Here is an 11331-nt window from a genome sequence, read left to right as displayed (position 1 = left end):
ATTAATTCAGGAGTATTCCCATGGCAGTACGCATGTCGACCAGTCAGCTCTTTAACCGCGGTCTGAATCCGATCCTGGATGCACAGACAGCGGTCAGTAAGACACAGCAGCAGATCGCCTCCAATAAACGGGTGCTGACACCGGCAGATGATCCGATAGCCGCTACCCGTATTTTGCAGCTGAATCAGGAGATGGCCAGTATTGAGAAATACAATAACAGTATTTCCGGCCTCTCCAGCCGTCTGCAACGCGAAGAAGTAGCGCTGGGTGGTATTAATGACCTGATTCAGAAAGCCCAGGAACTGGTCACGCAGTCAGGTAACGGGGCGCTTGCCGGTGATCAGCGAGGCTATATCGCCGTCGAACTGGAATCAGTGGTTGATGCCATGGCTCAGTACATGAATTCGAAAGATGCTGGCGGTGAGTATTTGTTCTCCGGGAATAAAGGCAGTACTCAACCTTTCGTTAAAGACAATGAAGGCAAGTATGTATACCAGGGTGACCAGGGACAACGTTTTGTACAAATCGGCCCGGTGACATCTGTGGCCGCCAACGACTCTGGTTATGACCTTTTCGTCAATATCAAAAGTGCAAGGCCCGGGGTGAATACCAGTGCAAATGATGCCAATACAGCACAGCCTCCGGCTAACATCAGCAAGGCCAGTATTCGCAATCAGGAACAGTTTGACAAATTCCACCCCGGGTCGGCGATTGTTGAATTTCGTCCTGCTAATGAAATCAACCCACCTGGATTAAATTACACCATTAAACAGGTAGAAGATGGTCGGGTGTTGGCACAGAACATTCCCTATGTTTCAGGCCGAGAGATCGAGGTCGCGGGTATGGCATTCCGCATAGACGGCCGACCGGCAGAAGGCGACAGCTTCACGCTGGGTTCCACCAACCAGAAGGGGTTGCTGGAAGGGTTGCAGGACTACGTGGAGACGCTAAAAGCCTCGCAGAACGGTTTGTCGGATGATGCGCTCAAAGCCGAAATGAACGTTGCCATGGAAAACCTCAATCGTGGTCAGGATCAGGTGTTGAAAACCACTGCGGCCATTGGTGCGCGATTAAACCAGACAGAAGCGGCGCAGGCCAGTAACGCGGATTTCGAACTATTGGTCAGTCAGTCGCTCTCAGAGCTGGCAGACCTTGATTATGCTGCGGCGATCAGCCAGCTGTCCGAAGAAAGCTTTGTGCTGGAAGCGGCACAAACCACTTTCACAAAGATTACTCGGTTGTCACTCTTTAATATGCTTTAAGGCATTCGTATCAGGCCCTGCTGGTTTGTTAGCACAAACCGGCAGTTTTCCTTTCTTTGCAGCGTAGCAGCGTGTGTTTATCATATATAAGTATGCTGTTGCAGAAACTCGGGTTAGTCACGCTTAAGTTGGCTCATTGCCAGATAGGAGCGGCCGCGCTGCTGTAGTTTTTTCAGATGCACAGATTCTTTCATCAAGGATGATTGATGTACCTGTACTTCATCCCTGATGGCTTGTTCCTGTTCCAACATCACTCTCACATCTTCGGCAATCCCTGCAGCCAACTCGGCTGGAATGTCGTTTTTAAAAAAACTTTCCAATGCGAGCTCTCTTTTTTTCTGCAGGGCGGCAACCTGATCCCAGGCTTTTTGTCGGGTCAGGTTGTGCAGTTGTTGTGACATCTGCTGTATTAATTGCCATTGCTGCTGTATTGAAGCGGCTGGCTCAGGCGCGGGTTTTTCAGGGTTTTTAGCGGATTCGCTCATAAGTTCAGGCTTTGGCCAGACCGGCCGATAACGTTTTTTCCGGAAATGTTGACGAATATCATACGGGATAGGCAAAAAAAACGCTAAAGAAAAAAAATTTCTGTCGAGCCCGGTAAATTATTGACTTTAGTGCCTAAAGCTTTGTTTTCACGTGTCGTTAATAGGGGTAACGCATAGCAGTGAGCGGTTTTAAACACAGCAATGCGGTCCGGTTTTTAAGAGTAAACCTTAGGAGTTAACAGCATGGCACAAGTCATCAATACCAACATTGCTTCACTTAACGCGCAGCGAAACCTCAACAGTTCGCAGGCTGGTACTAACCAGGCTCTGGAAAGGCTGTCCTCTGGTTTGCGCATCAACAGTGCTAAAGACGATGCTGCCGGTCTGGCAATTTCGACTCGTTTTACGTCACAGATCAAAGGTCTGAACGTTGCGGTTCGAAACGCTAACGACGGTATCTCTCTGGCAGAAACAGCCGAATCCAGCATGGGTTCCATGACTGACTCACTGCAACGTGTACGTGAGCTGGCAGTGCAGTCTGCTAACGGTTCATACGGTCCTGAGGACCGTGAACTAATCAACGCAGAAGCACAGGCCCTGATCGCAGAAGTCGGTCGTATTGCGGATTCAGCAAACTTCAACGGCGTAAAACTGCTGGACGGCTCTTACGAGTCTTCTTTCCAGATCGGCGCCAACGCGGGTGAAACCATCGACGTATCTATCGGTAACCTGCAGGCTGACTCATTGGGTGTGTCTACCAAGAACGGTGTCACTTCTACTGCCACTGACAGCGCCCTGCAAAACGGTGAGCTGACCATCAACGGTGTATCTGTTGGTGCAACACGTGCCTCTGATGATGCGTCTTCAACAGACGCAGCCAACACCAGTGCAATTGCAAAAGCAGAAGCCATTAACCGTGTATCTGATCAATCAGGTGTTACAGCCGTGGTTGACACCAATGTCGCTGCTGGCTCGTCAATGACAGCGTCTGCAACTTCAGGCTCAGTTACCATCAATGGTACCCAGATTGCTATCGACACCAGTGACGATGCCGCATCCAGCCGTGCGTCGGTAGTTGCTGCGATTAACGCTGAATCTGATTTGACGGGTGTTACTGCAGTTGATACAGGTGATGATGCTCTCGGTGTCACACTTGAAGCAGCTGACGGTCGTAATATCGAATTGAGTTTCACAACGCTTGATGAGGCGACAACTGGTCTGGCATCAGCAGGTACTTATACAGGTGGCGTGACACTGGTGGCTCAGTCTGGTGTGGACAGCATTGAAATTGGTGGCAGTGATGTTGCCAATGCCGGTTTCACCGCAGGTACTTATAAAGCTGGTGAGTCTGCCACTGCGTCTGAAACAGTGACTGCGACGGATACAGCCGGCGCTACTGCAGCCACACTGGCTTCAGGTGACATGGTTATCAACGGCATCAGCATTGGCGCTGCCAGTGCAGGTGATGACACCGCTTCTTACGCCGGAGCAGATTCCAGTGCCAAAGAAGGCTCTGCAATCGCAATCGCAGAGGCAATTAACAAAGCCTCTGATGCAACTGGCGTAACTGCAACTGCAAACGAAAATGTAGTTGAAGGTACGACAACTGCCGCTCCGGCTGGCTCTATTGGTGATACTGGTACGCTGACAATTAATGGTGTCGATATCGACATGACAGTACAGGGTACTGCTGAAGAGAACCGCGCCTACGCTGTATCTCAGATTAACTCAGTATCTGGACAGACTGGTGTTGTTGCAGAAGACAATGGTCAGGGTCTCACGCTGACAGCTGCTGATGGCCGAAACATTGCCATGGCTCTGGATACAGATGCTGCTGCTAACACAGGTGCTGGTCCAACTGCAGCGATGTTTGGCCTTGATGCAGCCTCTGTTGGTGCAGATGATTACGCTACTTCCGGTGATGATGCAGATGTCAATGCTGTGACAACTTACTCTACCGTGTCATTGGAATCAGGCGGTAAATTCACCGTCTCTGGCGGCGAGAACGGCAACGCTGCACTGGAAAGCCTGGGTTTTGAAGCGGGTACATACGGCGGTGCCGAAACTGGCCAGCGTCTGACTGAAGTTGACCTGGGTACGCAGAAAGGTGCAACAGATGCACTGGAAACTATCGATAACGCGCTGAGTTCAATCACATCAGCACGTTCCGAGCTGGGTGCGGTTCAGAACCGCTTTAACGCGACAATCGAGAACCTGTCTGCAACGGCTGAGAAATTCTCCGCTGCAAACTCTCGAATCCAGGATGCTGACTTCGCAGCTGAAGCTGCCAACCTGGCGCGTAACCAGGCACTGCAGCAAGCAGGTGTTTCCATGTTGGCCCAGGCGAATGCCTCCAGCCAGCAAGTACTGCAGCTGCTGGGTTAATCTGGCCGGTTAATCAGGCTGGTTTGATCTGAGTTAATCGACGTTAACCAGGGTCAGTCAGATTAATCTGACCCAGCCAGCAAATTAACCTAAAGTCCGCCCGGAGATTACCGATATCAAGGTAAGAGCCGGGCGGATTTTTCATTTTCGGATAAGGAATATCCGAAGTTTCTGTCTGACTAGTCTTGGGTATGCCATCGGTAATTCCTGCCAGATGTGCACTTTGGGAGTTCTGCTGTGAGCGAGATCAGTATCACCCGATTTGAACCCGCCCGAACGGCGAGGGAGCGCGTACAGTCCGTTGATTCGGTGGATACGGAGGTGGATGCTGAAAGCGGCAAGCACTCCGGACAGTCGGTCAACTCAGACAAACAAACTGGAAAAGAATCACGCCAGGGAAAGCAAGGTAGTAAAGAAGAGTCTCATGCGGAAGAGCAGCCCAGGTATATCGTCAGCACGCCAGAAGAACTGGAGCGCGATACCGAAGAGGCGGTGTCACGTCTGAATGACTACGTGCAAAATGTTAAGCGTGATCTTGTCTTCGATTTTGATCCTGAAAGCGGTGAGCCTACTGTGACAGTGCTTGATCGTGAGTCGCAGCGAGTGCTGCGTCAGATAAACAGCAAAGAAGTGCTGGAGCTGGCCCGAAAACTGGACGAAGAAGAATCCCTGTCTTTATTTCGCACCCAGGTTTGAGATCACTTAGCATTCATGTCTTTAGCTTTTAACCCTTTCCTCTTTTTAGCAAAGCAGTGACAAAAAAGGCGATGCACACTGAGTATACATCGCCTTTTCATGTCTCAGTCAGTTAATAACTGAGTGGTTTTAACGTCAATTGCTGTCTTGCTGCTCCGCTTCTTCCCGTTCAGCACGTCGTGCACCAGCCAGTGTGCCTGCCAATGCATAATTGCCTTCATGACAGGCATATTCATACAACGGCTCATCATAGGAAGACAGTGGTAATTCACCGGTGAAGCTTGATTCGAATGTGGTCGGATCATTCACCGTGAAGGTATAAATAATCTTGTCATCTTCCGAGCGCCGGAATTTTTCAATGACAGTCAGGTTTTCGGAAGCCCCGCGAAAGCTTTGTTGCGGGTGAAAGTGACGCGTTTCCACGACCAGCGTGTTGCCTTCCCAGCGACCAATGGAATCGCCCATCCATTTGTTCATGACACCAGCATGCGGGTCATGTTCATCCTGGATGCGGATGATGCGAGTGTCATGCACCATCTCGACGTTTATCGCGACGTAACCGGGGGATTGCACAATCTGATAATGACTGTTGTACATCACCGGCAGCATGGGGGGGCCGGAGTTGGAGCCGAATGACAGCAGGCAACGTTCACCCAGGCCACGGCCTTCCGGTCCATCAAAAGGGCCCGGGCCATTGGCTCTTTCTTCGGCACGCCGCGCCAGGAACTCATCAGTGTAGTCGGGCATCTGGCCATTGGGAGGATCTATGATGATAGAGGTACGGTATTCGCCATCAATAGTTGGCATGAACATGCCACGGTCAGTCCAGAACAGGTCATAGTTGCCCACTGGGGGCAAATCTTCGGCAGGCGGTGGCGGGCGGTCAGGATCCAGGGGCTCGTTGTCGTCCTCTACGGCCTGCTGGGCTGCGCGCTCAAGCATCGCGGCTTCTTCGCGAGTGTAGGCTCGCTGGGTACCCAGTTCTTCCGGGCGGGTTAATGGTGTCACAGTGGCATTTCGCCATACGCCTTGCAGATCAGGTACCCCGTAGTCTGTCATTGGGGGAACGTAATCGTCCTGGGCCGTGATGGTAGCGCTGACTGCCAGAACCCCTAGTGATGCCAGGGTAGCAATCGCGGCTTTCTTCATGGCTTTATTCGTGGCTTTGTTGGCCACTTTGTTTTTGAACATAGCATCTTCTCCTGTGCCTTGCTCTGATTCTAGCGGTTTCAGCAGGTCGACTCAATGCATGAAGGACGGCAAAAACCGACCGTTTGTCGCAAGTGGCGGGCAGTTTTTTGCCGCCTTGTCAGAGTCAAGATTCTGCGACTCGGGTCGATAACCTTGGTGACCTGCCCGGTTAACTCATTGTTCCTACTGAGTCTGCAGGGCGTTGGCAAGTTGTTAACAAAGATGGGCTGGCTCCTGGCGATAGCTGGCCTGGAAATTGCTGAGCATGATTGTCAGTCGATTCATTCGGCTACCTATTTGATGAGAGGCAACGACAAGATATGGCGAGTATTCAGTCACTGGGTATTGGTTCCGGCCTGCTGACCAGCGAGCTGCTTGAACAATTGGTGGAAGCCGAGCGTGCTCCAGCAGTGGCTCGCCTGGATTCCGATCAGGCTATCGCCGAAGCTCGTCTGGAAGCCCTGGGTGAAGTCAAGAGTGCGCTATCCACGCTGAATTCATCCATACGCGGACTCACCAGTCTGTCGGCCTTTAATGCCAGCCAGGTCACGTCCAGCAACAGTGAAGCCTTGTCAGCAACCGCCAGCAGTGTTGCCGAGTCCGGCAGCTATAGCGTCCAGGTAGGGCAATTGGCGCAGCAGCACTCCATCGTTTCCCAATCCTATGAGTCCACGAGCGAAGCGATTGGTGTGGGCACGTTGACCTTTCGTTTTGGTACCACGGATATTGATGGCAGCGATGTCTATCAGGGCTTCACCGTCAATGAGGACGCGCAATCCCGGGCGATCACGATCGACAGCAGTAATAACACGCTGGCCGGGATTCGTGATGCGATCAATGACGCTGATTTTGGCGTACAGGCCACTATTGTCGATGATGGCAGTGGTTATCGTTTGTTGATGACAAGCGAGCAGGGAGGGGCTGAAAACAGTCTGGAAATTACAGCGTCTGGCGCTGCGGCGCTCTCTGTATTCGATTTTAACCAGTCAAGTCAGTCCATGGAGCAGACCCAGGCTGCCCAGGATGCTGAGTTTACCGTTAACGGACTCAACATATCACGCGATAACAATCTCGTTGCTGGTGTGATCCCGGGTGTCACCCTGAACCTGAAGGCAGCCACTGCCGGACCGGTGACGCTAAGTATCAGTAAGGATCCCGGTGAACTGGTAGAGAAAGTACAGGGCGTGGTGGACAACTACAATGCCCTGAAGACCATGGCCGATGTATTGACGGCATTTGACCCGGATGCGGGGGACAATGGCCAGGGCAGTGTGCTGAGCGGAGATCGGGCGCTGCGCACGGCAATGAACTCGGTGAATAACGCCTTGCGATCCTTTTCGCTGGGCAACACGTATGGCTCATTAGCCGAGGTCGGCGTCACCACAAACCAGTTTAATGATTACCTCATGGAGTTTGATGCGGCAGAGTTCCGTGCGGCCTTCGCAGATGACCCGCAAGCGGTAACAGCGCTGTTTGCCACCACTGGCCAGCCTTCTGACGATGATATCAGCTTTATCACTAGTTCAACGGCAACACAGCCGGGCAGTTACGATGTTGAAGTGACCCGGATGGCGACCGCAGGCCGTTATGAAGGCATTTCGGTAGACAGCCTGGCCAGTGGCAATATCACCATCGATGACAGTAATAATCAGTTCAATATTCTGGTCAACGGCGTGGAAGTCGATATCTCCCTGACCGAAGGAGACTATGCAACGGCTGATCTGCTGGCCGAAGAAGTTCAGCGTCAGATCAACAGCCATTCAGATTTACGCAGCTCAGCCAACTCCGTCACGGTGAGTTATAACGCCAGTGAATCACGCATGGAAATGACCTCTAACCGGTATGGTAAAGAGTCTGTCATTCGCATGATCAGCATTGACAGCGCGGCTGCGGCAACGCTGGGGCTGGTGGAAGAGGGGCAGGGGCCGTATCAGGGACTGTTCAATTCAGCGCTGGCTACCACCACTGGCAATAGCAGCGATCCTTTGAATGCCGCCATGACGGTGGATAGCGATACTCAGTTCAGTGTCAGCATTAATGGCGTGGATTCCGGATTGCTGACATTACCAGGTGATGCCGGTACGCCGGTTACCTATAACACAGCAGATGAATTGATAACTGCCGTGGAGTCTTTGCTGGATGGCGCTTTCGCCGGTGAAGGCATTGATCTCACGGTCGGGTATGAATACGACGCCGACAGTGGTACCGCCGGGCTGACCATCAGTACCGGCTCGGCTGGCGATGAGATTGTGTTTGGTGATGTTAACCTGGCTGCCGCTACGCGGCTTGGCTTTGTTGACGGCAATGCAGAGCCTGTGACATCAATTCGAGGCCTGAATGTGGCCGGTACCATCAATGGTTTGCAGGCTGAAGGCAATGGTCAGGTGCTGACAGCTTCTGATGGCATAACGCCAGCGACCTCCGGTTATTATCTGAATGCCCCTTTTGGTGACTTATCGACCAGCACATCCGGTGATGAGTTCAGGCTGCGTGTCGATGGTACGCTCTCCGGTACGATCTCACTGGGTGTCATTGCTGACACGGATCCTGACAACGTGGCAGATTTGCTGACCAATGCGATCAATAATGATCCGGCCTTGCTGGCAGCCGGGGCCGCCGTAGCAGTAACTTATGATGCTGACAGTGGTGGCTTCCGATTTACCTCTCAAAGTCGTGGGGAAGCATCCCAGGTCAGTGTTGCCAGCCTGTCAGGCAATGCTGGTACGGTCTTTGGCCTGGTCACTGGCAGTGGTGCACAAAGCGCCTCAGGCACAAAAGCCAGCGGCGATGCAGACCCGGCAAGTGGCATCCGGCTGCGTATTACAGATGGTGCTGTCGGCAGCAGAGGTACCATTGATTTCTTCCGTGGTCTGGCCAGCCAGACGACTGAACTTATCGACAGCATGTTTGCCAGTGATGGCCTGATGACAGGCCGGACGGACTCTCTGAATCTTGAGCTGGAGCGGATTGCGGAAAAGCGTGTTGAGTTGGCAGAGAGGCTGGCAGCCACGGAAAGTCGCCTGCAGGCATCGTTTTTTGCCAATGAAATTATTATTTCCAATTTTAACAGCACCATGGACTTCCTGGAGGCGCAGCTACCCATGCTGGAGGCGCTGGCGTCAGGTCGTGAGCAGTCGTAACGAGTTATTAAATCACTGTCTATTAACTATCCAGATAATGAGGATGTTTTATGTATTCACCCAGCGGCGCAATCGCGCAATATCAACAGGTTAACAATGTCGGCCAGGTGGAAGATGCTTCACCTCACCGGTTGATACTGATGTTAATGGCGGGCGCGCTGGATCGTCTGGCTCAGGCCCGGTCTGCGATTGAAAGGAAAGACATCAGCCTTAAGGGTCGCATGATCAGCAAGGCGACTAACATTATTGAAGGCTTGCAGGGCAGTCTTGACCGCCAGCAGTCCCCAGAGTACGCGGAAAACCTCGATCGTCTGTACGACTACATGCAGCGGCGTCTGCTGGAGGCTAACCTGAATAATGACATTGGCCTCCTTGATGAGGTGTCAGAGCTTATGCGTACCGTAAAGTCCGGCTGGGAAGAAATTGAGCCAGGTCGCAGTTCCACAATGTAAGTGAAATTCTCCGCATATCCGGTTTGACTCATGGTAAGCTGGCAGTGTCTAATTGTTAAAAAGCAATGAGATCAGCTACAAGAGTGACGAATATAGCGGGGGCTATCGGTACGCGTGCCGAGTTGTGGGATGACTGACATACTACTGATAGAAGATAACGATTCACTGGCGCAAGAGCTCCAGACAATATTAAGGTTCCTGGGAGAGCCGACAATCCGGTTATGCCGGGACAAGTGGCGAAAATCACTGGCAGACAAGGCGCTGGATGGTGATCAGGTCAAAATGGTGCTGGTTGGTGACTACTGTGCCCAGGATTCCACCGAGCTTCTGAATGAACTGGTGCAGTGGCATGATGGTGTGCCACTGGTTTATCTGTACCACCAGCAGCCGCTGGTATTATCAGAACCGGTTGCCGCGCGTGTGGTAGCAGGTCTGTCACTTCCCCTGCAGTATCAACCTGTTCTCGACAGCCTGCACAAGGCTCAGGTTTACGGTGAACACTATGCCCGCCTGCGGGAACTTGCATCGGTCCGCGATTATAATGTTTTCCACAGTCTGGTGGGAGATTCACACCATGTGCATCAGATTCGCCAGATTATGTCCCAGGTGGCAGATACCGAAGTGACGGTATTGATTACCGGTGAATCAGGTACCGGTAAAGAGGTGGTGGCCAGGAACCTGCACGCCAACTCCGCACGGGCTGATAAGCCTTTTGTACCGATAAACTGTGGTGCCATTCCCCCAGATCTGCTGGAAAGCGAGCTGTTCGGCCATGAAAAAGGCGCATTCACCGGTGCAATTTCTACTCGCGTGGGGCGCTTTGAACTGGCGGAAGGTGGCACCCTGTTCCTGGATGAAATCGGTGATATGCCGTTACCGATGCAGGTCAAACTGCTACGAGTGATTCAGGAGCAGAGTTATGAACGTGTGGGTGGTACACGTACGTTAAAAACCAATGTGCGTATTCTGGCAGCGACTCATCGTAACCTGGAAGATATGATCGCCACTGGCGCTTTTCGTCAGGACCTTTTCTATCGTCTGAATGTTTTCCCAATTGAAATGCCGTCATTGCGGGAGCGTGCTTCAGATATTCCGTTTTTGTTAAATGAATTGATTGGCAGGCTTGAGGCCAGCAAGCGTGGCTCCGTTCGCTTTAATTCTGCCGCCATTCATGCCTTGATGCAGTATCAGTGGCCGGGGAATGTCCGTGAGTTGGCCAACCTGGTTGAACGCATGACGATTTTGCACCCTCATGGTGTGGTTGGTGTTAAAGACCTGCCCAGGCAGTATCAACCGGCTGAACTGCCAGGTGAACATGGGGCTATCGGCGCTTCGTTAATGGCTGCTGTTCAGGGGCAGGTGGAAGCCCGGTCAGCCTTGAACGGGGCAAATGCAGCAGAGCCAGGTAATGCATTGGACAGTGAAGAGTGTGAAAGCGCGGCCAGTGACAGTCATATTGCTTCTTTGATGCTGAATGCTGGAATGCAGGGAGGGATTGCAGGGCAGGATATCGGTGCCGATATCAGCGATGCAGAACCTTTGCTGCCACTCAACGGGCTGGATCTGAAAGAGTATTTGTCAAATCTCGAAAAGAGCTTGATCGAGCAGGCATTGCATGACTGTGATGGTGTGGTTGCCAGAGCGGCAGACCGGTTGAGTATCCGGCGCACCACTCTGGTGGAAAAAATGCGCAAATACGACATGCAAAGAGCCTGAACCA

Annotated in this window: 8 protein-coding genes; 6 read left to right on the top strand and 2 right to left on the bottom strand. The window is 52.2% G+C overall.

Going from position 1 to position 11331, the window contains the following annotated elements:
• The first annotated feature begins 20 nt into the window (after positions 1-20).
• Positions 21-1262, top strand: a complete 1242-nt coding sequence (gene flgL, locus PSCS_RS14820; protein ID WP_068813048.1) for a flagellar hook-associated protein FlgL — start codon at positions 21-23, stop codon at positions 1260-1262.
• 113 nt (positions 1263-1375) lie between these two features.
• Here the strand turns inward: flgL and fliT are convergent, their stop codons facing one another.
• Positions 1376-1747, bottom strand: a complete 372-nt coding sequence (gene fliT / locus PSCS_RS14815) for a flagellar protein FliT (RefSeq protein ID WP_068813046.1) — start codon at positions 1745-1747, stop codon at positions 1376-1378.
• A 243-nt stretch (positions 1748-1990) separates the two neighbouring features.
• Here fliT and PSCS_RS14810 point away from each other — a divergent pair, with 243 nt between their 5' ends.
• Both PSCS_RS14810 and PSCS_RS14805 read left to right on the top strand, forming a co-directional pair.
• On the top strand, positions 1991-4132 hold the full coding sequence (locus PSCS_RS14810; protein ID WP_068813044.1) for a flagellin N-terminal helical domain-containing protein: 2142 nt from the start codon (positions 1991-1993) through the stop codon (positions 4130-4132).
• A 237-nt stretch (positions 4133-4369) separates the two neighbouring features.
• Positions 4370-4828, top strand: coding sequence for a flagellar protein FlaG (locus tag PSCS_RS14805; protein ID WP_068813043.1), 459 nt, complete (start codon positions 4370-4372; stop codon positions 4826-4828).
• A gap of 135 nt (positions 4829-4963) precedes the next feature.
• Here the strand turns inward: PSCS_RS14805 and PSCS_RS14800 are convergent, their stop codons facing one another.
• Positions 4964-6019: a hypothetical protein gene (locus PSCS_RS14800; RefSeq protein WP_068813040.1), complete on the bottom strand. Its 1056-nt coding sequence runs from the start codon at positions 6017-6019 to the stop codon at positions 4964-4966.
• A gap of 320 nt (positions 6020-6339) precedes the next feature.
• Between PSCS_RS14800 and fliD the strand changes: the two genes are divergently transcribed.
• From fliD to PSCS_RS16300, 3 genes are all read left to right on the top strand, one after another.
• Positions 6340-9159 (top strand): flagellar filament capping protein FliD, encoded by a 2820-nt coding sequence (fliD, locus tag PSCS_RS14795; protein ID WP_068813038.1) that lies wholly within the window; start codon positions 6340-6342, stop codon positions 9157-9159.
• Positions 9160-9209: 50 nt separating this feature from the next.
• Positions 9210-9611 (top strand): flagellar export chaperone FliS, encoded by a 402-nt coding sequence (gene fliS, locus PSCS_RS14790; protein WP_068813036.1) that lies wholly within the window; start codon positions 9210-9212, stop codon positions 9609-9611.
• Positions 9612-9740: 129 nt separating this feature from the next.
• Positions 9741-11327: a sigma-54 dependent transcriptional regulator gene (locus PSCS_RS16300; RefSeq protein ID WP_068813034.1), complete on the top strand. Its 1587-nt coding sequence runs from the start codon at positions 9741-9743 to the stop codon at positions 11325-11327.
• Positions 11328-11331 lie beyond the last annotated feature (4 nt).

Source organism: Pseudohongiella nitratireducens, from assembly GCF_001642735.1.
Classification (GTDB): domain Bacteria; phylum Pseudomonadota; class Gammaproteobacteria; order Pseudomonadales; family Pseudohongiellaceae; genus Pseudohongiella; species Pseudohongiella nitratireducens.
This window is presented reverse-complemented; position numbering and strand designations above follow the sequence as displayed.